Below are 24,937 nucleotides of genomic sequence, written 5' to 3'. Positions count from 1 at the left end.
CAATAACAATAAACATTCGAACAAAATGTTATGCCAGAGTCCAGCAGAGCGATACAATTCGAGCGCTCCGCCAATGATGTCTACGTCAGTGTTTTAAAATCGGCAAAGGACACGACCGCGGAGCAGATCAAGACGGCTTTTGAAATGAGCCGTTTTGCTGAGGCGCTGTTGGTTAATGAAAATGTCTTTGAACAAGTCATAAAAAACTTTAAGCAATGGCAACTGAGTGAACAGACGCCCTCTAGCCGGTACTCTGAGCGTATCGCCACGCTGGAAGACGCCCGTCTATACGTGATAATCAGCGATGACCACATGACCGCCACCTTAAGCTGTGACGCCGCACAAGGCGGTACGCCTATCGAACGCCAAGATGTCCTCGAAGCGCTCAAAGGTGCTGGAGTCGTAGCGGGTATAAAGCGAAAAATGGTCGACAAAGTCATCAACCATGCCCAAAACGTAGAGCCCGGCAGTCATTTTGATGCCATTATTGCCCGAGGCGTGACCGCAAAAAATGGGCATAACGCCTGGTTTGAACGACTGGTCGACGATGCTCGGCAACGTGTTTTACGTCCGCAAGCGCGCGAAGATGGAACGGTGGACATGCGTGATTTAGGTGAACAAGTCACGGTGTTGGAAGGTGATCCTTTACTGCGCAAACATCCTCCGACTAAGGGTCGCCACGGCTGCACGGTAAAAGGTGATGTCATCGAAGCCTTCGACGGCGAAGATACTGACATGGCGCCTGGGGAAGGCGCTCGCTTTGATGATAATGACCCAATGACAATTATTGCCGCTCGCACAGGGATGCCTTGGTTTACGCACAACTCTGCCAGTGTTGATGATGTACTTACCCTGAAAACCGTTGATGTTTCTACTGGCCATGTGAAGTTCAAAGGCAGTGTTATTGTTACTGGTAACGTCACAGAAGGCATGCGCGTTGAATGCACGGGTGATATCACCGTAGCTGGTTATGTTGATTCCGCTCACCTTTTCGCTGGTGGGAGTATTACCGTTCGTAAAGGTTGCATTGGTCACATCTCGTCAGAAGATGAACAACGCTTGCAAAGTGATGAGGCTTATATCCCCCACTTATCATCCAAACTTCATGCCAATGATTCGATCTGGTGTGCCTATGCACAGTATGCTTTTTTAAAATGTAATCAGTCGCTGACTATCGACCGACAACTGACTCACTGTCATGTTGTGTGTCATGGGGAGGCATTTATCGGTGGGCAAGATAACTCGGCTCGAGGAAAAATCATCGGCGGAACCTTTGAGACCTGTGCCCACATCTGTGCAGGCCAATTGGGCGCTCGAGCAGGGACACTCACTCGCTTTATACTCAGTGTACCACCGCCACCAATCAGCACCTTACAGGCACTGAGCCAGTTATATCATCAATTACGCGCGATAACCTCACGCTTAAGAAGAGTAGAAAAAGGTATTACACGCTGCCAGTCGCTTGCCAATAGTGAGCAACAAAAGTCACTGAAGCACTCACTTGTAACGGGCGCTAAGTCGGAGCTTGAAAGGTTACGCAGTATACAGAATGACCTCAAAGTTATGCGCGCTTCGCTAAAAAATCATACGACACTGCGTATTATGGCAGCAAAAGAGGTATTTCCTGGTGTTCAACTCGAATACGATCATAAAAAACTGCGCATCAAGGAACATCGAGGTGGTACACTGTTACTACTTAAAGATCATGAACTACGAATGGATATCCTCAGATAACTTATGCCCGCTCAATCGACCTCTGATGCCGTAGCTCGGCTACTCAGCCGTCACCAAGATGCAGAGTGGCTGTCCACTCCTCGCGATAAGCGTTTAGTGATACACCCCGATGGCAGCCAATTAGCAACCCTGTTCGACAACGCGTGGTGTCTGCATGCGGGTCATGCGATGCATTATTCACATGCCTATACTCAGGCGCTATCCCCAAAGCTCGAGGCTTATCAGTTGATACTGTTGGTGGTTGCGAAGGAGCAGTCTCTTAATCAATGGATACTGCACCAACTGTCCCTTCAAGCCCCGTCCGCTCGCATTCTGATCGTCGGCGAAAAACGCGGCGGTGTTACTAGCTTGGTAAAAAAATTGCCTCCCGCCTTTTTAAAAGCACAAAAACTTGCCTCGGGTAATCATTGCCAACTATTTCAAACCCGCGTCCTAACAAAGCCGTTGACGGATTCAGAGGCACCTGCACTGAGTGGATTCGATGTGGATTGGCGAGGTGTTTCTGCCTCATTCAGTGCGTACCCGGGAGTTTTTAGCCAAGGCCGGCTGGATGCAGGTACTGCATTGTTACTTGAACATTTGCCCGAGGCGATTCATGGCAACGTGCTTGATTTTGCATGTGGATGCGGTGTCATTGGCGCACTCGTCGCACAGAAGTTCGCCGTCGAACTGACAGCATCCGATGTTAGTCCAATGGCCATTGCGAGTACGCAAATGAACTGGGAGAAGCTTGGCATCCACGGGCGTTTAATACTCGCTGACGGTCTATCAAGCCTTAGCGATGGGTCATTTAATTGGATCCTTAGCAACCCCCCATTTCATACCGGATTACGCACCGATTACGACATTGGTGAGCAATTTATTAAACAGGCATTTAAGAAACTCGCACCGAACGGCACACTGGTCATTGTTGCGAACCGGTTCTTACCGTGGCCAGAACACATGCGGCAGGTATTCGGTCATTGTGATGAACTGGCTGATAATGGCAAGTTTAAAGTGTTACTAAGCAAACGCTTAAGTTGAATATACAAATCTTCGCGCTGAATACATTGATATTTAGATGCACACTCATTAACCATTTGATAACATAGTCTAAACAGGATAACAAAGTCGTTTATACAGCAAAATAATGCAAACCATTTCGCTCAAAAGAGGCTTAATCTACATTGTTCTATTGATTACCGTTGTCGCCCTTGCTATCGGTTTCAGTATCAATCTATTCAGCCAAGTTAGCCAATACCGTCAAGCACTTTTGGAACGCAGTGAATCCGATGCTCGAATGATTGCCGCGCACGCAGTGCAAAACTTAGCATTTAGCGATAACACCGCTGAACAACGGCGGCTCGCGACGTTGAGCAACAACCAATTTATTCAACATGTGCATATCTATAAAATTGATACTGTCAGCGGCGACTTGAGCTTTTTCTCAAGTTATAACAAGGAAGGGCTCGCCCCCATTCCTGCTAAGTTTGCACAAATAGAAAGATTAACCGCACCCCGTTTACAAGACGATTATATTGAGGTTGCCCAAGCGATACAGCTGGATGGTCAAGTCGTCGGTTACGTATATCTGCGCGCAAGTGCCGACGAATTAAGACTCTTCAAGTTACGTTCGATTGCGGTCGCGTGCACTGTTTTTGTATTAACGCTGCTCATGTGCACATTATTAGCGCTGCGTTTACGCCGTATATTAAGTCAACCGCTTGATAGGATCGTTGACATTGTGTCACAGATATCGCGAAACAAAGACTACGGTCTTCGCTTGCCGGAATCTCGCGTTAATGAGTTCAATGAATTAGGTAATGCCCTCAACATCATGCTCGAGCGTGTACAACATCATATTTTACGCCAACAAAAGGCGGAACGAGAAGCCAGTCAGTTGAACGCAGAGCTTGAGCAACAAGTCACTCAACGAACAAAAGCACTACGCGAATCAAACCAGGAACTGCTCACCACACTCGAACAGCTGCATAAGTATCAGGGACAACTGGTTGAGTCGGAAAAAATGGCATCTCTCGGCGATATGGTGGCCGGCATAGCCCATGAGGTAAATACGCCTATCGGCTTGTCGGTCACCGCTTCAACGCTGCTACAAGATAAGCTGGAGGTCATGCGTGAAAAGTTCGATGAAAAGCGCATTTCAACCAATGAGTTTGCTCGCTTTCTTGAAGACTGCACAGAAAATCTATCCATTATCTATCGCAATTTAAATCGCGCAGCGGATCTTGTAACAAGCTTTAAGCAAGTGGCTGTCGACCAATCTACTGAAATCGATAGAGCGATTGATATTGAACAGTTCACTCGCGATTTGCTGATTTCGGTTAAGCCGCGTCGACTCGACATCGAAAAATTTCCAATTGAGATTAGTTTTGACCCAGGACTTTGTGTGGTCACTAAAGCCGGACCTTTGAACCAAATACTTATAAATTTAATTACCAACTCGATGGTGCACGGATTTGATCGCCGCGAACAAGGAAAAGTTAACATTTTATTTGAACGACGTGAAAGCGAACTCGAAATCACTTATCGCGATGATGGCAAAGGTGTTCCTAATGAGATCGGTAAAAAGATATTTGATCCTTTCGTCACAACAAAGCGCGGCTCTGGCGGTAGTGGTTTAGGCTTACACCTTGTCTATAACTTAGTGACCCAGGTATTAGACGGTCAGATACACTTTTTTAGCGAACTTAATCACGGCGTTGAATTTATTGTTCGTTTTCCGGTCAAATCGTGCGAAAATCAAACTTAACTGGGGTTTTTGTTGAAAATTTTTGAACAAAAGTCATAATGTGGCATCAATAGAACTGTATTTAATACATTTTAATTCGTCACTCGAACTCATTGCTAGGAACGCATTGCTTTATGAACGCCAGACTTTTAATTGTTGAAGATGAGGTGGTTACTCGCCAAACATTAACACGACTTTTTCAGCAAGAAGGTTATGAAGTGTTTGACGCTGCTGACGGCTTGCAAATGGAAAATATCATGCGTCAAGAGCGTATCGATGTTGTTATCATGGATGTTAACCTTCCGGGTAAAAACGGTCTCGAGCTTGCAGAGTCTTTACGTGAAAGAGATAACATTGGCCTTATCTTCTTAACAGGAAGAGACAGCGAAGATGATCGTCTACTTGCGCTGGAGCTTGGTGCAGACGATTATCTAATCAAGCCATATAACCCTAAAGAACTGACTATTCGTGTTCGTAACTTGTGCCGTCGTATCGAATCGTCACGTTCAAGCAGCCCCGTCGATAACGATAGTGTACAATTTAACTTCCACGGCTGGCGTTTAAACAGTGACAGCCGTTGCTTATACTCTCCCGACAATCAAATGTTTAGATTGCCCAAGAGTGAGTACCGCGCGCTTGAACTGTTCTTAACGAACCCTGGCCGTATTCTGGACCGTGAGACACTCGTAAAACGTATGTTGGACCGTGACTTACGTCCCAATGACCGAACTGTCGATGTGGCTATTCGCCGCATTCGTCGTCATTTTGAATCACATCCAGACACGCCCAATTTAATCACCACCATTCACGGTGAAGGTTATCGGTTTATAGGCGAGGTAGAGCAAGAGTCTCAATGAGACTGTTGCTCTAGCCATTGTTGAATCTGCTGACGGTGTGGGATCACATTGTCAGCCCACTCTACTAGCCACTGCTCCGCGGTTGGCCAACCCCACGACTCCTTCTCAAGGTTTTCCATATATACGGCCAAAGCCTTGAGTCCTACGGAACGACAGGCTCCCTTGACTTTGTGCGCTTGTGAGCGCAACTGTGCCTCGTCTTTCTTCGTCGCGGCTTCGTGCAATAGGCTTGCATAACCCTGTATCACTTGATCAAAGGTTTTTAGCGTCATTTCTAATCCATCTTCGCCCAGCGACTCGTAGTATTGTTGCAGCAGTTCGGTATCGATTACATCCGAATTTGTCATAAGTTATCCATTTCGAATCTAAAACCTTATCCTGTGCGTAATCGTACATTGAGTCAACCGATACCTTTAATCGGTTTTATTTGATTAATTTTTAGCTTCGGGAATGAAATGATCCCCCTATCTAAGATATACTACCGGACCTAGAGTTTATGCTTGATAAATTGAAGAAAGAGCGGAGTTCCAAACGAATGCCGAACAGTATGCCCGACGTAGCCAACCAAACACAGGCCCAGACTGAAGGGACCTTAGATTGGGTAGGCATGAGCAATATCGAAGTACCTATGATGGTTGCAGCTTCTGACGCATCAGAGCGTCCTGTTGCAGCTCACGTTGAAGCTTTTGTTAATTTAAAAGACCCAAAAGCAAAAGGCATTCACATGTCTCGCCTTTATCTTCTTTTGGATCAACTATCAACCGAAGGTGAGTTAAGTCACGCTTCTTTGAAGCAATTGTTACGTGACTTTATTGAAAGCCATCAAGACATCAGTGATCGCGCCTTCATCAAGTTTGATTTTGATTATCACCTTCGTCGTGAGTCACTGATTAGCCGCAAAAAAGGATGGAAAGCCTATCCGGTCAGTTTAACCGGTCGCTATGATGAAGGTCACCTGAATCTTGAGTTGGCGGTTGATGTGCCCTATTCGTCAACATGCCCATGCTCTGCCGCATTGGCTCGTCAACTTATCCAAGAAGCATTCGATGCAAAGTTTGCCGAGCAAGAGCATATTGATAAGGCGACTATCCATCAATGGCTTGGTACTACCGAAGGCATCGTTGCAACGCCACACAGTCAGCGCTCCACAGCGCAAGTCAAAGTAGCGCTGAGCGATAGCGTAGAAGAATTCCCGATTGTTGCACTGATCGATGCGATTGAAGACGCACTTAAGACCCCCGTTCAAGCAGCGGTTAAGCGTGAAGATGAGCAAGAGTTTGCGCGTCTAAATGGGCAGAACTTAATGTTCTGCGAAGATGCATCACGCAGATTACAGCACCGTCTTAATCAAATGCCTATCTTTGAAGACTTCTGGGTACGCGTTAATCATTATGAATCATTACATGCGCATGACGCAGTGAGTGTAACCACTAAAGGTGTGAAAGGTGGTTATAGCTCTTAAGCTAAAATCATCGAATGCGCGATTAAAAAGCTTGGCAACCGCCAAGCTTTTTTACTTTTTGGCACACTAGTTGCAATAAATATCTCAGCAAATCATCCGTCAAACTTTTGTTGAGGTGTCACGATGGAAATTATTCTATTACTGTTCGTTGTTGTATTAATTGCTGTAGCTGTTGTTGCGAGTCGCATGTCAGAAAGCTATGTCCCCTATCCTTATAAGATGAAGGATGTCACTTTTTGCTCAGCACAAGAAGCACAATTTTTGACATTACTTGATAAAGCCGTCAGTGACGACTTTAGGATTTTTACCAAAGTTCGCTTGAGTGATCTTGTTTCCGTCAAAAGCGGTCTTTCTCGCGCTGCTCAAAAGGATGCGCAGACCAAAGCAAGTCAACGAATCCTCGATTACGTATTGTGTGATATTGATACGATGGAAATCAAAGCCGTTATCGAGCTCGAGCCTGCATCGCCACAGCTGAACCAGCAAAAACGCAATTTATTTTTGAAGAATGCGCTCGGTGCTGCGGGCCTGCCATTTCTCCGCTTTAAAGCCCAACCGGGTTATCGTGTGGCCGAGTTAAAACAGTATATACACGCTAAAATTCAGCAGGCGGAGCATATTAAAGCTGCTATCCCGGGTGATCAACAACGCCCAGCAACGGGCGAAAACCATGGCAAGCACGGCCATGAATCACCTATTGCAGCTTAAGCCGACATTTGTAAGACTTCGTGTATGGATGCACACTTGCTCTCTTGGGTTTATCACCCTATTGTACTGGCCACATTAGCGCTCATTATTGAGCGCTTTTTTTCGTTGCCAGAACATTGGCATCCCCTAACGATCTTCCGCTTATTTGCCAAGTTTCTGACAGATAAGGTATGTCACCAAGACCACGGCAACACGCAGCAAACTGTCGCTGGAGCCTTGTTGCTTGGGCTTTTGCTACTGATATGTTTGCTTCCCGTGAGCATCATTCAAATGAGTGCCGAATTGCATGAGCTAACCGGTGTTGTCTGGCTTTGGTTTGCAATTAAATACAAACGTACATTAAATCAGACAAAACTCGCCGCTATGGCGCTGAATAAAGGGCAAAAACGTGCCGCTCGAGCTATCGTGAGTCGATTCGTGCCCTTTGACTGCGAACAGCTCAGTCAAATAGGCCTCGCCAAGGCAATTTTTGAGGTTCGTTTGCGGATTCTCGTTGTTAATGTGCTCGCGCCTTTACTTGCTTGGTACGTATCGGGACCTATCGCCGCACTCGCGATACGCCTAATTATCGAGTGCCATCACTTATGGCCCGTACCCGCCCCACGCTACCAGCACTTTGGTCGCGCCGCTCAAGTGCTCTATCAGACAATTGAATCACTGGCTTTAGTCGTACCTGCCTTACTTTTACGACCTTGGCTTTGGCTCATAAGAAGACGCCCAGCAGTCGCGCTACGACAAGGCCAAGGCTTGTCGCTCGGTGCGTTTATGTGGTTAGATTCACAAAGTCGGTTGTACAACTTGAGTCTCGGTGGCCCGCAAAAATACCACCATAAACGGCTCAGTCGTACACGCTTCGATGGCACTCTTTCACCCCAAATAGTACAAAATAAGCTTTATTTAACAGGTATTTGGCTCGATATAATAATAATCATGCAGGTTTTTCTGTGTTTGGTTTTGTTCATTTATCGACCCTGAGGTCGAGTTCGTATATACTGTGCGCCCTAATAAGCAACCGAAAGTAATTATGAAAACCATTGATGTAATTGGCATCGGCAACGCACTCGTCGATCAGGAATTTGAAGTCAGCGAAGACTTCCTAGCCAAACACCATTTGGAAAAAGGCATGATGGCACTCATTGAGGAAGAGGATCAGAATAAACTGATCGCCGAGCTCAGTACGATGGGTGACCTTAAAAAGCAATGTGGCGGTGGCTCTGCGGCTAACTCGTTGGTCGCATTTGCACAGTTTGGTGGCTCAGCTTTTTATTGTTGTAAAGTCGCTAACGATGAAGCGGGCGATTTTTATCAACGTGACCTAGAGCACGTCGGTATCCAAACTAACCTCACCAGCCAAAATAATGACGGTACCACAGGTCGTTGTTTAGTGATGGTCACCCCCGATGCCGAGCGCACGATGCGTACACATCTTGGTATTACTGCCGATTTGTCGACTCATGAACTTCATCCTGAGGCAATTGCCGCTGCGAAATACCTCTACATCGAAGGATACTTAATTACTTCTGAAATCGCCCGTGAAGCTATTGCAGAAGCAAAACGCGTTGCCCGCGAAAACGATACTAAAATTGTCATGACTTGCTCCGATCCCGCGATGGTTAAATACTTCCGCGATGGTATCGATGAAATTCTAGATGGCGGTGTCGACTTGATGTTCTGTAATAGAGAAGAAGCCGAACTTTTGACAGGTGAGACGGATCCACACGCCGCTGCACAACGTTTATTAAACTGCGCATCGACCGTTGCTATCACACTCGGTAAAGAAGGTGCGTTAATTGCTGATTCTGAGCGTCAGATTCATATTCCAGGCGTTCCTGTTCAAGCGGTCGATACTAACGGCGCAGGCGATATGTTTGCCGGTGCCATGCTATACGGTATTACTCAAGATATGGAACTTGAGCAAGCGGGTCGACTCGCCAGTTTAGCAGCAGCAGAGCTTGTCACTGAGTTCGGCGCGCGCTTGAGCAAAGAGCGTCAACAGCAACTTTTAGAAAAGCTGCTAAGCTACGCTTAACACCCATTTTTTATGCAAAGGATAACGGTAGCATTATGAGTTTAAACGATCCTAAGTTCACCGATTTTAAAGTGGCAGATATTAACCTGGCTGATTGGGGCCGCAAGGAAATTGCCATTGCTGAATCTGAAATGCCCGCTTTGATGACTATTCGTCGTAAATATGCGGACGAGAAACCGCTTAAGGGCGCCCGTATTATTGGTTGTATCCATATGACCATTCAGACGGCTGTACTTATCGAAACTTTGGTTGAACTCGGTGCGGACGTGCGCTGGTCTTCTTGTAATATCTTCTCAACCCAAGACCACGCAGCCGCGGCCATTGCTGCAGCCGGCGTTCCAGTCTTTGCTTGGAAAGGCGAGACAGAAGAAGAATACGAGTGGTGCCTAGAGCAAACCTGTAAGAAAGATGGCGAGCTTTGGGATGCAAATATGATTTTGGATGATGGCGGCGACTTGACGCTAATGATCCACGAGCAATTCCCAGAAATGTTGGAGAAGATCCACGGCATTACCGAGGAAACCACAACGGGCGTGCACCGCCTCCTTGATATGCTCAAGCAAGGCACCCTGCGTGTGCCTGCTATTAATGTCAACGACTCAGTAACTAAGTCGAAAAACGACAACAAATACGGCTGCCGCCATTCATTGAATGATGCCATCAAGCGCTCGACTGACCACTTAATGTCAGGCAAAAAGGCGTTGGTCATCGGCTATGGTGATGTAGGTAAAGGCTCTGCAGCGAGCTTACGCCAAGAAGGCATGATCGTTAAAGTCACAGAAATCGATCCAATTTGTGCTATGCAGGCGTGTATGGACGGTTATGAAGTGGTCTCGCCATACATTGACGGCGTCAATAGTGACGACGGTAGCACCATCAATAAAGCGTTGTTGGGTAATATCGACTTATTGGTTACCACGACAGGTAACGTGAACGTTTGTGACCGCCACATGTTAGCAGCGATTAAGTCGACCGCCGTGGTGTGTAACATTGGCCACTTCGATAACGAAATCGATACCGCGTTCATGCGCAAAAACTGGCGCTGGGAAGAAATTAAGCCACAGGTTCATAAGATCTACCGTTCTGATGACGACAACGACTACTTATTGTTGCTGGCTGAAGGTCGCTTAGTGAACTTGGGTAATGCAACGGGCCACCCTAGCCGTATTATGGATGGCTCTTTTGCCAACCAGGTGCTCGCACAAATGCACTTGTTCCAGCAGAAATTTGCCGACATGTCGATTGAACAGCAAAAAGAATACTTGCGGGTTGAAGTCTTACCGAAGCAGCTCGATGAGGAAGTCGCACGTTACATGGTGCAAGGCTTTGGTGGTGTGATCACGCGCTTGACTCAACAGCAAGCTGATTACATCCATGTTGAGGTCGAAGGTCCTTTCAAAACTGACGAGTATCGGTACTAATAATGCAAGACGAATTGATTATTCGCCCTATAACGGCCGCTGATTCAGCGGCCGTTATTAGTTTGGCAAACGAAGTTCACGGCGATAACTACCTGAATGAGGAATCTCTCGCGGCGCTACTCAACGCAGGCACAGTGGGTGACATTAATCTTTCATTCTTAGCGGAAAAGGCAGGCGAAATACTCGGTGTTCGGCTTACGGTCGCGCCGGGACAGTGGCCTATCGACGAGGCATGTACACCCGCCGCATGGCAGGTTTCGCCTGAGTATATTTGCTACTTTAAATGTGCTGCCGTTGCCGAGAATGCTCGCGGCTTAGGCGTTGGTAAAAAATTGCTGTCAGCTAGTATCGAGGCCGCCAAAAAGCTCGGTTGCGAAGCAGGACTCGCGCATATATGGATGCAAAGTCCGAACAACAGCGCTTATGGCTACTTCAGTGCGTGTGGTGGTGAACTAATAACCACGCATGCTAAACGTTGGTATCAAGCTTCGATTGAAGACGGCTATTACTGCCCCGTATGCGATGGTACTTGCTACTGTAAAGCCGGTGAAATGATACTCTATTTTTCATCTGAGCGACTTTAGTCCATGTACGATCCGCTTAATGACACCGAGCTCCCCAAGGCAGCGCCACGTGCAGGCTATTGGGCAGGTCATCCAGTCAAATGGCCAGCGAGTTTAAATCAGCTGCCTAAAACGACTGATGCACTCGTCATCGGTGGCGGCTATACGGGATTAAATGCAGCGATTGAACTGCGTGCACAGGGACGTGAAGTCACTGTCATCGATGCTGAGCAATTAGCTTGGGGGTGTTCAAGCCGCAATGCTGGCTTTGTCATGAAAAGTACCGGCCGGCTCGGCTTGAAGCACTGGCACGATAGCTTCGGTGAGGATGTCGGCTACGCAATGGCGAACGAGCATCAACTTGCCCTTGAGCGCATCAGAGCGCATGTAAAGCACTGCCCCGATCAATGTGACCTGCGCGAAGGTGGCTACGTCAAACTGGCACATAATAAAGGGGCGGTTAAAGCCCTGAGCGCGCAGTACCAATTCCTGCGTTCGATTCAACAGCCGGTGACATGGCTTGATAAACAGCAGGTTGCCGATACCATCAAGACACAACATGGCTTTGCGGGTCTGAAGTTTGATGATTGCTTTGCGCTCAATCCAGTAAAACTAGCCGCTAGCGTCGCTCGCCAAGCTCATCAAGCAGGCGCACAGCTAATAGAACACTGTGCGGCGGTCGCAATGCAGCGTTCGGATGATGGGTGGCGGGTAGACACAGCACGAGGCGAAATCGTCGCGCGTGATGTACTCTTTGCTACGAATGCATACACCACACAAAAGCTGTTCCCTGACCTTGCACAACGTAATTTGCCCGTGGTTTCTAGCGTGATTGTTACGCCACCGCTGAGTCGCGCGCAGCTCGACGCGACGGGGCTCAAAGACGACTACGCTTACATGGACACGCGCGTACTTAAGTATTACTTTCGCTTACTGCCAGACGGTCGACTATTATTCGGTGGTCGTGGTGCGATTCGAGGCGCCCATGCCGAGAGTCCCCGCTACGCTAAACGTCTACTCGCCGCACTTCATGCCAGTTTCCCGGCCTTAAAAGACATCACGCATTGGGATGACTTTTGGAGCGGTTGGGTCAGTGTGTCTTTGGATGATTATCCGCGCATCATGCAACTCGACAACAATGTTTTTGCTAGCATGGGGTACTGTGGCGCGGGCGTTAGTTTTAGCGCTTTAGCGGGTAAAAGGCTAGCGGAAAAGGCCTGCGGTTTGCCGTTACCTGCTCTACCGTATTATCAGTCGAACCTTAAACCGTTTCCGTTTGCTGGCTTTCGTCGCGTTGGACAGTGGGCGTTTTATCATTACGGACGGCTACGGGATATGTGGGGCTAACACCCCACAATGCTTATAGTCCAAACACGGTTTTTTCGCTCTTTAGCATACGTCCGATTAAATAAGTTAATAACACGGCCACTACTAACGTGAATACCGCGCTTACACCTGCTCCTAACCAATTCACTGTCTCACCCCGGATTAAAGACAAGAAAGTTTGATGCTGCCCCGTTAATGGCAAATAGTAAAGCAATGGCGTTTTTAGACGAGCAAACTCGACACCAAACGACGCCGCCATCGGGATAATCAGCAGAAAGCTAATATAGGTTTGCGCTTCTTTAAAGTTCTTCGCTCGAAAAGACACGAATAGTTGCAGACTCGTTGCTAGCAATGCCAATGGCACTAATGCCAAAAACATGATTAGCAACATCTCTAAACTGAAATCAACGCTCATGCCAATTTGATGGAGCGGTACAAAACTAAATATAATAGGAATAAGGATCAGCGACAGCATGGCTCCAAATAACGCGAAGCAGGAGGCAGCAAGCACCTTACCAATGACGATCGCCTGCGAGCTGACTGGCTGAGATAATAAAAACTCAAGCGAATTACGTTCGCGCTCGCCGGCGCTAATATCGATCGCCACATTCATGCCAGACCAAAATACCGAAAGTAAGATAAACACTAGCACGCTGCCCATGATAAGCGCGGCTTTAGAGCCCCGCGTCGCCATGTCTTGTTTCGCTACCTGAACCGGCTGGATAACGCGTGGATCAATGCCTCTTAAAATCAGTCGATAATTAGCTATTTGAGCGGAGTAGGCTTGTAGCGCCTGCTCTACCCTTTTTATATCACTTTGCTGTTTTTGCGCGGACCAGTCTGCACGTAATGTCACCGCTATGGGAGTGGCGGAGGCAATGGCTTCAGCCCAATTTTCTGGAATCGAGAGTTCGATGGGTGTCACCTCAGCCGGCCAATCGGTGTCACGTTCTACGATTCCATTCTCACGCAAATGCTCAATCAATTCAGGCGCATACTGCTTACCGTCTATGCTTATTTTGACATCGCTCGGATCGGTTAATTGGCTAATCAAAAAGAAAAATGCAACCGCCATCAGCATCGGACCAAAGAAGGCATACGACATTGCCGCAAGTACTGAACGCTTATCGCGGAGCGCATCCTTGAACTCTTTTTTCCATATCGTTTTGTAAGCGCTCATTAGGCTGCTATCCCCTCGTCACTGCCAATAATCTTGACGAACGCATCTTCAAGGGCGGCTTCACCGGTTAACTGGCACAATTCATCCGGCGTTCCCTCGGCAGCAACTTTGCCAGCTGCCATCACTACCACTCGGTCGCACAATGCAGCCACCTCTTGCATGACGTGACTGGAAAATAAAATACAGGTGCCTGCCGCACGTTGTTCTCGCAAAATATCACGCAAAATCCGCGTGCTCATCACATCAAGACCGCGACTTGGTTCATCTAAAATCAGATGTTTAGGATTGTGAACCAACGCCTGCGCCAAGGCGACTTTCATCCGTTGCCCCTGCGAGAATCCAGCTGATTTCCTGTCAGCCAGAGAGGCGATATCTAGGCGCTCGATAACGTTATCAACACTGTGCTCAAGTTGTTCAGCTTGTAGTCCATGTAACTCGCCAAAGTAGCGCACTTGTTCGCGTACTGTTAAACGTTCATAAAGACCAAATTTGTCGGGGAAAATACCCAAGTTGCTTCGCGCCTGCAACGGGTATCTGTTGGCATCCACACTTTCTATTAACGCTTGCCCGGAGTCGGCACGAAGTAATCCATAAATAATGCGAAGGCAAGTTGTCTTACCCGCCCCATTCGGCCCTAAGAGACCGGTAATTTCACCATCACGAGCCGAGAATGTCAGCTCACTCAATGCGCTTACTGTTTTGAAGGACTTACTTATCGACTTTACTTCGATCATATTAAAGCCCCTCTCCGTTAGCATTGAGCACAAAGGGTGCTAACTTCCTTTGCTTTACACATTGAGTATCTAACGCCTCGACGCTACCCGCGCGGATGAATTGCGCGACGATCCTATTAGCACACGTATGTCCCGCAATTGTATGGCCTGCGTACGGGGCTATTACATGCACACTATTCGGTAATGTTCGCGCAGCAATATCAGCCCATCGGGGCGGCGTGACAGGATCTTGAGTACCCGATAGTAATAACACAGGCTTTTTGCTCTCAACCGGCTGCGCAAAGGAGCTCGGCGCTGGCGTCGTTTGCCAACCCTGACACAAGTCGACAAATGCTTGACCTGTTTTTCCTCCGATAAACTCATTGTTGGCGTCCTGCTTTAACAAGCTCTCAGTCGCGCGCGGCAAGTCTTCCCGGCATACCACTGAAAGCATCAGACCTAAGTATATCGAGTTTTGAACTGCGGTGGTGGTGCCTCCCATAAGTCCTAAAATCGGCTTATAGTTGGCAGCACGCGCTTCACTGATCGCGTAAGGTAAGAGTTGTCTAGTCGCAGGGTTGTACAACGCCAACCGTACGACAGAGCTAAAACGACCGGGTGTCAGGCGAATCTGCATAGGCTCTGCAGATAACGGATCTTGAGTGTCTACAAGAACACTCTGCTGATCAAGCGACTGCATGACCTGATCATAATCTTGCTTCAGATTAGGAAACCGTTGCATACAAGGCTTTTGCTGCTGGCAATCTTGCAGCATTTTTTCAAATGCCAAACTGCCGTTGAAGCCAAATGGACCTATCACCACTTGGGGGGGCGCGACGGCATCCAATGTCGCAGTACGAACTGAGTTTGAAGCGTGTTGCAGATATTTCAGCCCAACACGGCTTCCGTAAGAACCGCCGTATAGATTCCACTGCTCAATGCCGAGCGCCTGTCTAACTTGTTCAAAATCACGAATAGTATTTCGCGTATTGTATTGCGATACATCGACATTAGGATACTGTGCTAAGCACTCTGCAGCGAGCTCTGACAGGTCTTGCTCATCGTCGGATCTCACCAGCTCATCCGGCCGATTTACCTCACATGACAGTGGATTACTTTTACCGGTGCCTCGCTGGTCGATCAACACGATGTCACGTTGCTTTCTAACATCGGCGAAAATGCGTGCAATCATCGGGGCGAGTTCCGTCGCTGCTTGACCGGGCCCGCCGGCTAAAATCAGTAACGGATCCGGTTGTGCATTCTCTTGGATAGAGGGAATAATCGCGTAGTGAATATCGATTTGTTGGCCATCGGGCTGCTCGTAATTTTCAGGAACCTGGATGTAACCACACTCCATTCGCTCTGAAAAGCCTTTAACAAAACAATGAGTCGCGTCAGTTGAATTGACCTGCTCCTGCGCGTTCGACACGCTCGCAAAAAATCCAATCAGCAAGCAACAAAGTGTTTTTATCAGGCGCGAACTTAACCCTCCATGCGGGCTGCGATCATTACCTAAGTTCATGAAATAGTCCTAGAAATAACGGTGAACAAATATTCTGTTCGTATCACACCTATTTGGCAACAGAAGAATCGAAACAAATTGTTAACGTTCACAAAAAAAGCCTCCAGAGTGGAGGCTTTTTGCAATCTTTTACAGCTTCAATAATTATAAGCCAGCACGCTCTTTAATCGCCGCCGCAATAGGTGAACTGCCATGACCATTTTGCTGAGCCCATTCGTAATCGCCTGAACTTGCCAAGTCATCAACTGAAAGTCGACCAACCATAAAGGTGCCGATATCGTTTGAGCCGTTTGTCATTGCAAATTGCAATAACGACTGACCGTTGCACTGAATGCCCGAGTATACGTCGCGCATACGTACACGTGAATCGCGTAACTTCTTCCGCAAACGCATCGTGTCATCGCCTTGTACATACGTACAAAGACTAAGTGCTAGTTCATTTTGTGCTTTAGCCGGCTCGCTGAAAGATACGCCCGCAATTGCCGTCGCGGCAATTAACGAACTTAAGATGAATGATTTCATTGTGTGACCCCCATCACTTACAACTGTTCACTTTTTCGCCGCGAATAATACTATGAAACGCTGACCCAATCAACGAAGCAAGTCGGAGTAACGCTTTGAAAAAACAACACTTTATTAACTTTCTTTGTCGAGTACTTTTATAGTATAGGCAGGTACTTGATCATCCGACGCGGCAACAAATTGCCGCTTAAGTTCTTGCCAGCTATGCGCTTTTTGATAATCAGGGAAGTATGTATCGCCTTCAACATCTAATTCGATTTCGGTAACATATAGACGGTCGCAATGCGGGAAAAAAAGTTCATATATTTTTCCTCCACCAATAATCATCAACTCTTCAGCATCCCCAGCGGCGGCAAATGCTTGGTCGACATTTGCCACCCAAATTACGCCATTATCGGGGGCTTGGTGTCGATCGGGTTGCGAAGTTAATACAATATTCTTACGTCCTGGCAAGGGACGACCCAATGATTCAAACGTTCGCCGACCCATAACAATCGGCTTACCTAATGTAACTTTTTTGAAATATTGTAGCTCATTAGGAATATGCCATGGCATCGCATTGTCCTTTCCTATGACTCGATTATTCGCCATCGCGGCTATCATAGAAACTTTCATTGAATGTCGCCCTTTTTAGACATTACTTTTGGTAGATGACTTCGACACCGTCGTCATCATCATCGTCGTCATCAAAATCGTCTTCATCTTGATACTCTTCCAAGACTTCATCATGGTACGTATCCCATTTAAAGTCGACGGCTTCTTCCTCTTGCGCTTTCTGCGCTTCTTCATGAGGTGAAGGCAAAGTATCAATATACTCGACGACATCATGACACAACTGCTGCGTATTGCGGCCTTCCAATGCGGCGATTTGATACACTGGACCTTCCCAGCCTAATCGCTCAACCAGGTCATCAACTAATTCTTGGCGTTCTTCCTCGAGTACGAGATCAACTTTATTGATCACTAACCAGCGCGGCTTTTCCGCCAACTTAGGACTGTATTTCTCCAGCTCTTCAATGATAACGCGCGCTTGTTCAACGGGATCGCTCTCATCAAATGGTGCTAAGTCGACAAGATGCAATAGCAGACGGCAGCGTTCTAAATGCTTCAAGAACTGTATACCTAAACCAGCACCTTCAGCGGCACCCTCAATCAAACCCGGAATATCAGCGATCACAAAGCTGTGGTGAGCCGCAGGTCGCACAACACCTAAATTGGGTACCAGAGTGGTAAACGGGTAATCCGCAACTTTAGGTTTTGCGGCAGATACCGAACGAATAAAGGTCGATTTACCTGCATTGGGCATGCCCAATAACCCGACGTCAGCCAACAGCATCAATTCGAGCTGAAGTTGTCGTACTTCACCCGGCGTACCATTGGTTTTTTGTCGCGGGGCACGGTTAACACTGCTTTTAAAACGCGTGTTACCTAGCCCATGAAAGCCACCTTTCGCCACGATGATGCGCTGACCGTGGCGTGTTAAATCCCCGATCACCTCACCCGTATCAATATCTTTCGCACGCGTACCAGGGGGCACTTTTAAGGTAATATCTTCACCCCGCTTACCCGTACAATTTTTACTCATTCCGTTTTGACCCCGCTCAGCACGGTGAAAGCGCTCAAAACGATAATCAATAAGGGTGTTGAGGTTTTCGTCGGCTTCTAAATAGACATCGCCGCCATCTCCGCCGTCGCCACCATCGGGGCCACCTTTGGGAATGTATTTTTCACGGCGAAAGCTGATACAGCCATTACCACCATCACCGGCTTCCACACGGATTTCTACTTCATCTACGAATTTCATGAGCGACTTCTTTTAGAACAATTCTTGAGGATACTAAGGTTAGCACATATGAAAAAGCCCTGCCGTAAAGGCAGGGCTTTTCAAATCTTTTGAGACAGCTGAAATTAGTCAGTGATTACACTGATAAATTTACGGTTTTTGCTGCCTTTAGTTTCGAAAGAAACTTTACCTTCCGCGGTCGCGAATAAGGTGTGATCTTTACCCATGCCTACGTTGCTACCAGCGTGGAATTTAGTACCACGTTGACGAACTAGGATGTTGCCTGCCAATACAGACTCACCACCGAAACGCTTAACACCCAGACGTTTACTCTCTGAGTCACGACCGTTTTTAGTAGAACCACCAGCCTTTTTGTGTGCCATGTGTCGTTACTCCTTAAATTAGCTGTTGATACCAGTGATTTTCACTTCTGTGAACCACTGACGGTGACCTTGTTGCTTACGTGAATGCTTACGACGACGGAATTTAACGATCTTCACTTTGTCGCCACGACCGTGATCAACGATCTCAGCTGTCACTTTGCCACCTGATACTAACGGCGCACCGATTTTTACATCGTTGCCGTCAGAAACCATAAGAACCTGGTCGAACTCAACTACGTCTCCGGTAGCTGCTTCCAGTTTTTCCAGGCGGACGATTTGGCCTTCAGTCACACGGTGCTGCTTACCGCCACTTTGGAATACTGCGTACATAGTAATCTCCACTGCCATTAGGCACTCGAATTTAAAATAGGTCGCGAATTCTACTGAATAAACAAAAGGATCGCAAGTAGTTTCTGGTGTTCTTTTATGATTCATTTGCGCACTTTTTCGAGTTATTCAACGTCGTTGCCAATGGCTAGCAACGCACGCTCATATATTGTAACATCCCATCTCCGTTAAATTTACGTAAAGCATCTCATATTATGATGGATCTGAAGTCCATTAACGATCTCGCACAAAAAGACATGCAAGGCGTTAACGCGCTCATTGGCGAACAGTTAAGCTCCGATGTAGCGCTGATCAATCAACTGGGCATGTATATTGTGAATAGTGGCGGTAAGCGACTACGCCCTCTGCTTGCTGTTCTCTCATGTCGTGCACTCGGTTATGAAGGCCGTGCCCACCTATCGCTGGCGACTATTATCGAATTTATTCACACCGCAACGTTGCTGCATGACGATGTCGTTGATGAGTCGGAACTGCGCCGTGGTCGCAAGACCGCTAACGCGGTATTTGGTAATGAAGCCTCGGTACTCGTTGGTGACTTTCTATATACCCGCGCGTTCCAAATGATGGTTCAGCTCGACTCAATGACGATTTTGAGTATTTTAGCGGATGCCACGAACGTGATCGCAGAGGGTGAGGTTTTGCAGTTGATGAACTGTAATGATCCGGACACCACCGAAGCACGCTACTTTGATGTCATTTATGGCAAAACGGCGAAGTTGTTTGAGGCTGCGACACAACTGGCTGGCGTGCTTACCGAACAAGACAGCACAGTGACCGAACAATTGGCTGACTATGGTCGCTATTTAGGCACCGCGTTCCAATTGGTCGACGACCTGATGGATTATACATCCGATAGTCAAACCATGGGCAAAAACGCGGGCGATGATCTCGCTGAGGGTAAACCGACACTGCCACTGTTATACGCGATGTGGCATGGTGATGAAGCTGCTCGCAAGTTGATTCGAGAAGCCATAGAACAAGGTGATGGGCGCGAACACTTAGAAACCGTGCTTGCGGCTATGCACGCCACGGGCGCGCTCGAGTACACTCGTCAAAAAGCGCTTGAGGTGGCGCAGCAGGCGCGGGAGAGTTTAGCCGTTTTACCTGAATCAGATTATAAGCAAGCGTTGATCGCGCTGACTCATTTAGCGGTTGATCGCGTCGCATAATTAGGCTCATCACATAAATCAAACATAAAAAAACCGCATGCAAGCATGCGGTTTTTTTGTTCGCTTCGCGATTAAGATGCGAAGTCGATACCTTTTTGGATATCGCCTTTCAAACCGTCGAGCATGTCATCCATGCACTTTTGTTCGAATGCGCTTAACTCACCGTAAGATAGGATTTCTTCTGCACCATTCTTGCCTAAGCGAACTGGCTGTGCGAAGAATTTAGCGTTATCACCAGGACCTTCAACGTAAGTGCACTCGATAGTGTCCTGACCTTGCAAGCCGTTAACTAATGACAAGCAGAAACGAGCTGCGGCTTGACCCATTGATAATGTTGCAGAACCGCCGCCTGCTTTCGCTTCAACAACTTCGGTACCCGCATTCTGGATACGGTGAGTCAAATCTTTGATTTCCTGCTCAGTAAACTCAACGCCTTCGACTTGTGACAACAGTGGCAGAATCGTCGTGCCGCTGTGACCGCCAATTACTGGCACAGTGACATTAGCAGGATTCAAACCACGCAGTTCAGCAACAAAAGCTTCAGAACGGATAACGTCAAGTGTCGTTACGCCGAAAAGTTTTTGTTTATTATAAACGCCCTTTTGCTTCAATACTTCAGCCGCAATAGGAACCGTTGTATTCACTGGGTTAGTAATGATACCGACGCACGCGTCTGGACAGTTATCTGCGACGCCTTCGACAAGGTTTTTAACGATGCCGGCGTTCATGTTGAACAGGTCAGAGCGGTCCATGCCTGGCTTACGCGGAACACCTGCTGGAATCAAAACGATATCGCTACCAACAAGCGCCGACGCTAAATCATCTTTACCGTAACCGGTAACTTTTACGTCAGTTGGGATGTGGCTCAGATCAACCGCTACACCAGGAACAACTGGGGCAACGTCATATAAAGACAGTTCAGAACCCGCAGGTAGTTGAGTTTTTAACAACAAAGATAACGCCTGGCCGATACCACCGGCCGCACCTAATACGGCTACTTTCATCTCAGACTCCGTTTTTATGTTGGATTAGTGACTGCATAAGCATAGAATAGTTATGCGGATATGGCGCAAAACTGTACTCCAATAGGGCTTAAAATACAAATAAACTGATCTAGGCGAAGGGCATGACACAAGCAAAACTACTGGCAGCATTTAAAGCATTATTGAAAGAAGAACGCTACGGTTCACAAGGTGAAATCGTTGAGGCACTCAAGCAACAAGGCTTTAGCAATGTCAGTCAATCCAAGGTTTCGCGTATGCTTAGTAAGCATGGTGCAGTGCGAACACGGAATGCTAAACAAGAGATGGTGTACTGTTTACCCGCCGAAATATCAGTGCCCTCGGCTAAAGCACCATTAAACCAACTTGTTTTGGATATTCAGCACAATGATGTCATGGTCATTATTCGTACTAGCCCGGGTGCCGCACAACTCATTGCTCGCTTACTTGATTCGGTCGGTAAAAAGGAAGGCGTACTTGGAACCATCGCGGGCGACGACACCATTTTTATCGCGCCGTTAAAGGTCTCTGAGATCGATTTTACCTTAGAAAAAGTAAAGTCGTTATTTGAGGCACACTCGGTTGTACCGGACAACGAAAGTTAAATAGCGATTCGCGGGCTCAGCAAGCCGAGCGTTCTACACTCAATGCAAGAAACGCCCGGCTCGGCACGAAGAATGCCGAATTGATTGTGGCTTGCGTGTAATCGAGCAAAGGGTCGTATTGGTTCGAGTCATCTTCTTGATAGCGCTGCTTGAGCCAGTTCACTACGGCCTTTGGCTGGCATGTAAAATACATCGCTAACATACCCTGCTCTCGCGTATCACCCCACGCCATATTTTGCCGTAATAAAGGAATAGGTTGCTCATTTTTATCAAGCAAGCGCGTTTTACTGGCATGAGTGACACCGATAATGTCGGCCTCGGGTAACTTTTCCGAGGTGACTTTATCACGTCCTAATACCTGCTCCTGACGCTCAATACCGAGATAGTCCCAACGCTTTAAATCATGTTTAAACTTTTGCACGAACAGATAACTACTGTGCTCAAACAAGTCACTTTGTTGTTTGTCGATTAGCGCTACATTTCGGCGGCGTAAACCACGTGGATTATCAGGCGCATCAACGAATCCCATCAGATCACGGCCATCGAGATAACGGAAGCTATGAACATGCTCCGCGATTTCGATATCATAACCCAACCACTCATTAAGTGTGCGAGCGGCTAAGTAATTGGCATCATAGCGATCTGATCGGAGGTTAATCAGCAAATCGAACACCTGCTCGGGCGCATCTCTATGGCCCTCTCGCAGCTCGGGGAAGCTACCAAAGCCCTCGGGACGATGCTCAGGATAAAGAATATCCCAATACTCACTGCCAATCGCGATAAACCCATTCAACATCGCTTCCGAGAAGCGATCGCTGAGCTCATCGATAATCGATGGAATACGAGCAATTTTGCGACGCATGACATCCACATCATCGGTCATAACATGGCAAAACAGACTCAGCCCATGTAGATTAGGCTCGTCACAAATTCCGGATTGCGCTTTTAACAAAGTGTATCTCCGTTCCAGTTAAACGTTATTTTAGTTATTTTTACATTCATCGGAACTGCAGGCATTATAGAATGCCTGTAAATCACACAGAATCGCAAGGAAAAATCATGCGCCAATTGATTTTAGCCGCCAGTATTGTCTCACTGGTATCGTGTGCAAGCCAATCGCATACACCGCCGAACGCTGAAACTCATCAAGTCAGTCAGCAAACTTCATTGACCGAGTCGTTTCATACACTGGCCAATACTGTTTGGGAAGACTTATCAGCAAGCCACAAAACGGCATTACCGGACATGTCCCCAGCGGCACTTAATGCGCGTTATCAGAAGCACGCAAAGTGGTTAGCACAACTTGATGCGATTGATGTCAGCCAGCTCAGTTCTCAAGATCGCATTAACCATGCAATGATCTCATATTCACTTAAAAATAGCGTCGACGAGTATCGCTTTAAAGCTCATTATATGCCACTCACTGCAGAGGGCTCATTTCATTCGTCATTGGCGTTCATGCCAGGTAATACGCGGTTTGAGTCGACTCAGGATTATCGCGACTACCTTAGTAAGCTAGCAACTATTCAGCGGTACATGACACAACAAACTAACTGGCTGCGTAAGGCAATTGAGGAAGGCTACACGCAACCGAAAGCAGCGATGGAAGGATTTGAAGAAAGTATCCTTGCCTATATTGTGCAAAATCCTGAGCAAAGTGTTTATTTTGACCCGTTCAAACAACAACCTCGCTTTGTTGATGATGCCACTTGGGCTGAACTGCAACAACAAGCGCGTAACGTCATCGATAACCAGATTATGCCAGCTTACGATGACTACTTTACTTTTATGGTCACCGAGTACTTGCCGAACTCACGTGATTCAATCGGCGCTTATGACTTACCTAATGGAAAAGCGTTTTATAAGAACCGTATCGAGCATTACACGACAACCGACATGACCGCCGAAGAAATCCACGAAATTGGGTTGAGCGAAGTTAAGCGTATTCGTGCAGAAATGGATGAAGTAATTGCGGAATCAGGCTTTGACGGTGATTTTGATGAATTCGTTGAATTCTTGCGTACCGATGATCAGTTTTATGCAGACACGCCGGAAGAGTTGCTCGCAACCGCTGCGCTGGTCGCTAAAAAGATGGATGGTAAACTACCCGGCTTATTCAAAACGTTGCCACGTAAGCCCTATGGTATTGCGCCTGTACCAGACGAGATTGCTCCCAAGTACACAACCGGTCGTTATAAAGGCTCAAACCGTGCTGACCAAGCGGGCTATTATTGGGTAAATACTTATGCATTGGATCGTCGTCCACTGTATCAAATCCCCGCATTGACCTTGCACGAGGCCGTACCAGGTCACCATTTGCAGAATGCAATCGCCGGAGAGATGGAAAATGTGCCAGAGTATCGCCAGCAAACTTATATTTCTGCTTTTGGTGAAGGCTGGGGCTTGTACTCTGAATATTTGGGTTTAGAAGCCGGTTTTTATCAAGATCCATACAGCAACTTTGGTCGCCTAAGCTATGAGATGTGGCGTGCGGCACGTTTAGTGGTAGACACCGGTATGCATGCCATGGGCTGGAGCCGTGAACGCGCAATTGACTTTATGGCGAGCAACACCGCCCTATCGTTGCATAACGTGAAAACTGAAATTGATCGGTATATCACTTGGCCCGCTCAGGCACTGTCCTATAAGCTGGGTGAGTTGAAAATCAAAGCACTGCGCAAGCGAGCAGAAGACGAGCTTGGTAGTGATTTTGATCTACGCGAGTTCCACGATGCGATACTCGAGAACGGCAGTGTGCCACTGGATGTGTTAGAGCAGCATATTAATCAATGGATTGATGACCAAAAGTCGGCCTAACCAAGACGACTGATAGATAAATAAAAGGCTTGCCAAATACGGCAAGCCTTTTTTATGAGCCGATGT

Annotated in this window: 25 protein-coding genes; 14 read left to right on the top strand and 11 right to left on the bottom strand. The window is 47.3% G+C overall.

All coding sequences use genetic code 11. The features are described 5' to 3' along the window. The first annotated feature begins 30 nt into the window (after positions 1-30). From ABNS04_RS00945 to arcA, 4 genes are all read left to right on the top strand, one after another. Positions 31-1,734, top strand: a complete 1,704-nt coding sequence (locus tag ABNS04_RS00945) for a FapA family protein (protein WP_348671164.1) — start codon at positions 31-33, stop codon at positions 1,732-1,734. A gap of 3 nt (positions 1,735-1,737) precedes the next feature. Further along, positions 1,738-2,757: a class I SAM-dependent methyltransferase gene (locus ABNS04_RS00940; protein WP_287830657.1), complete on the top strand. Its 1,020-nt coding sequence runs from the start codon at positions 1,738-1,740 to the stop codon at positions 2,755-2,757. A 106-nt stretch (positions 2,758-2,863) separates the two neighbouring features. Beyond that, positions 2,864-4,483 (top strand): HAMP domain-containing histidine kinase, encoded by a 1,620-nt coding sequence (locus ABNS04_RS00935; protein WP_006957036.1) that lies wholly within the window; start codon positions 2,864-2,866, stop codon positions 4,481-4,483. Positions 4,484-4,596: 113 nt separating this feature from the next. Beyond that, the gene (gene arcA / locus ABNS04_RS00930) at positions 4,597-5,319 is read left to right on the top strand and encodes a two-component system response regulator ArcA (RefSeq protein WP_006957035.1); all 723 of its coding nucleotides are present in this window, start codon (positions 4,597-4,599) and stop codon (positions 5,317-5,319) included. On the opposite strand, the gene ABNS04_RS00925 is transcribed toward arcA, so the two are convergent. After that, positions 5,313-5,666, bottom strand: coding sequence for an Hpt domain-containing protein (locus ABNS04_RS00925; RefSeq protein ID WP_286681466.1), 354 nt, complete (start codon positions 5,664-5,666; stop codon positions 5,313-5,315). The genes arcA and ABNS04_RS00925 overlap by 7 nt on opposite strands. Before the next feature lie 188 nt (positions 5,667-5,854). Between ABNS04_RS00925 and folE2 the strand changes: the two genes are divergently transcribed. The 7 genes from folE2 to ABNS04_RS00890 all read left to right on the top strand — a co-directional run bounded on the left by folE2 (position 5,855) and on the right by ABNS04_RS00890 (position 12,849). Beyond that, positions 5,855-6,781 carry a GTP cyclohydrolase FolE2 gene (folE2, locus tag ABNS04_RS00920; protein WP_348671163.1) on the top strand — a complete coding sequence of 309 codons (927 nt, stop codon included), beginning with the start codon at positions 5,855-5,857 and terminating at the stop codon, positions 6,779-6,781. 123 nt (positions 6,782-6,904) lie between these two features. Continuing rightward, a complete protein-coding gene (locus ABNS04_RS00915; protein WP_348671162.1) occupies positions 6,905-7,489 on the top strand; it encodes a DUF2726 domain-containing protein in 585 nt (194 codons plus the stop codon). A gap of 24 nt (positions 7,490-7,513) precedes the next feature. Continuing rightward, positions 7,514-8,464 (top strand): cobalamin biosynthesis protein, encoded by a 951-nt coding sequence (locus tag ABNS04_RS00910; protein ID WP_348671161.1) that lies wholly within the window; start codon positions 7,514-7,516, stop codon positions 8,462-8,464. A 49-nt stretch (positions 8,465-8,513) separates the two neighbouring features. Beyond that, entirely contained in the window at positions 8,514-9,518 is a 1,005-nt protein-coding gene (locus ABNS04_RS00905; RefSeq protein WP_006956885.1) for an adenosine kinase, read from the top strand. Between the two features lie 35 nt (positions 9,519-9,553). Further along, on the top strand, positions 9,554-10,939 hold the full coding sequence (gene ahcY, locus ABNS04_RS00900; protein ID WP_006956886.1) for an adenosylhomocysteinase: 1,386 nt from the start codon (positions 9,554-9,556) through the stop codon (positions 10,937-10,939). A gap of 2 nt (positions 10,940-10,941) precedes the next feature. Then, the gene (locus ABNS04_RS00895; protein WP_348671160.1) at positions 10,942-11,523 is read left to right on the top strand and encodes a GNAT family N-acetyltransferase; all 582 of its coding nucleotides are present in this window, start codon (positions 10,942-10,944) and stop codon (positions 11,521-11,523) included. Between the two features lie 3 nt (positions 11,524-11,526). Next, positions 11,527-12,849 carry an FAD-dependent oxidoreductase gene (locus ABNS04_RS00890; RefSeq protein ID WP_348671159.1) on the top strand — a complete coding sequence of 441 codons (1,323 nt, stop codon included), beginning with the start codon at positions 11,527-11,529 and terminating at the stop codon, positions 12,847-12,849. Between the two features lie 13 nt (positions 12,850-12,862). On the opposite strand, the gene ABNS04_RS00885 is transcribed toward ABNS04_RS00890, so the two are convergent. The 8 genes from ABNS04_RS00885 to rplU all read right to left on the bottom strand — a co-directional run bounded on the left by ABNS04_RS00885 (position 12,863) and on the right by rplU (position 19,261). Continuing rightward, positions 12,863-14,008: an ABC transporter permease subunit gene (locus ABNS04_RS00885; RefSeq protein ID WP_006956889.1), complete on the bottom strand. Its 1,146-nt coding sequence runs from the start codon at positions 14,006-14,008 to the stop codon at positions 12,863-12,865. After that, positions 14,008-14,742, bottom strand: a complete 735-nt coding sequence (locus ABNS04_RS00880; RefSeq protein ID WP_006956890.1) for an ATP-binding cassette domain-containing protein — start codon at positions 14,740-14,742, stop codon at positions 14,008-14,010. The genes ABNS04_RS00885 and ABNS04_RS00880 overlap by 1 nt, the downstream gene beginning before the upstream one ends. A gap of 1 nt (position 14,743) precedes the next feature. Next, entirely contained in the window at positions 14,744-16,243 is a 1,500-nt protein-coding gene (locus ABNS04_RS00875; RefSeq protein ID WP_348671158.1) for an alpha/beta hydrolase, read from the bottom strand. Between the two features lie 144 nt (positions 16,244-16,387). After that, positions 16,388-16,765 carry a DUF3718 domain-containing protein gene (locus ABNS04_RS00870; protein WP_286681475.1) on the bottom strand — a complete coding sequence of 126 codons (378 nt, stop codon included), beginning with the start codon at positions 16,763-16,765 and terminating at the stop codon, positions 16,388-16,390. Positions 16,766-16,879: 114 nt separating this feature from the next. After that, complete coding sequence (folA, locus tag ABNS04_RS00865; protein ID WP_348671157.1) at positions 16,880-17,380, bottom strand: type 3 dihydrofolate reductase; 501 nt, start codon at positions 17,378-17,380, stop codon at positions 16,880-16,882. Between the two features lie 22 nt (positions 17,381-17,402). After that, positions 17,403-18,569 (bottom strand): Obg family GTPase CgtA, encoded by a 1,167-nt coding sequence (gene cgtA / locus ABNS04_RS00860; protein WP_286681476.1) that lies wholly within the window; start codon positions 18,567-18,569, stop codon positions 17,403-17,405. A gap of 104 nt (positions 18,570-18,673) precedes the next feature. Beyond that, positions 18,674-18,931 (bottom strand): 50S ribosomal protein L27, encoded by a 258-nt coding sequence (rpmA, locus tag ABNS04_RS00855; protein WP_006956701.1) that lies wholly within the window; start codon positions 18,929-18,931, stop codon positions 18,674-18,676. Positions 18,932-18,949: 18 nt separating this feature from the next. After that, positions 18,950-19,261 (bottom strand): 50S ribosomal protein L21, encoded by a 312-nt coding sequence (gene rplU, locus ABNS04_RS00850; RefSeq protein WP_006956702.1) that lies wholly within the window; start codon positions 19,259-19,261, stop codon positions 18,950-18,952. 215 nt (positions 19,262-19,476) lie between these two features. On the opposite strand from rplU, the gene ispB reads away from it, so the two are divergent. Continuing rightward, positions 19,477-20,448, top strand: a complete 972-nt coding sequence (gene ispB / locus ABNS04_RS00845; protein WP_006956703.1) for an octaprenyl diphosphate synthase — start codon at positions 19,477-19,479, stop codon at positions 20,446-20,448. A gap of 71 nt (positions 20,449-20,519) precedes the next feature. On the opposite strand, the gene mdh is transcribed toward ispB, so the two are convergent. Next, the gene (gene mdh, locus ABNS04_RS00840) at positions 20,520-21,452 is read right to left on the bottom strand and encodes a malate dehydrogenase (protein WP_006956704.1); all 933 of its coding nucleotides are present in this window, start codon (positions 21,450-21,452) and stop codon (positions 20,520-20,522) included. Between the two features lie 122 nt (positions 21,453-21,574). Between mdh and argR the strand changes: the two genes are divergently transcribed. Continuing rightward, positions 21,575-22,054: a transcriptional regulator ArgR gene (gene argR / locus ABNS04_RS00835; RefSeq protein ID WP_272978592.1), complete on the top strand. Its 480-nt coding sequence runs from the start codon at positions 21,575-21,577 to the stop codon at positions 22,052-22,054. A gap of 16 nt (positions 22,055-22,070) precedes the next feature. Here the strand turns inward: argR and ABNS04_RS00830 are convergent, their stop codons facing one another. Further along, the gene (locus tag ABNS04_RS00830) at positions 22,071-23,006 is read right to left on the bottom strand and encodes a Dyp-type peroxidase (RefSeq protein ID WP_272978590.1); all 936 of its coding nucleotides are present in this window, start codon (positions 23,004-23,006) and stop codon (positions 22,071-22,073) included. 107 nt (positions 23,007-23,113) lie between these two features. On the opposite strand from ABNS04_RS00830, the gene ABNS04_RS00825 reads away from it, so the two are divergent. Next, on the top strand, positions 23,114-24,871 hold the full coding sequence (locus tag ABNS04_RS00825; RefSeq protein WP_272978588.1) for a DUF885 domain-containing protein: 1,758 nt from the start codon (positions 23,114-23,116) through the stop codon (positions 24,869-24,871). Positions 24,872-24,937: the final 66 nt, after the last annotated feature.

It is taken from the genome of uncultured Idiomarina sp., assembly GCF_964010655.1.
Classification (GTDB): Bacteria; Pseudomonadota; Gammaproteobacteria; order Enterobacterales; family Alteromonadaceae; genus Idiomarina; species Idiomarina baltica.
This window is presented reverse-complemented; position numbering and strand designations above follow the sequence as displayed.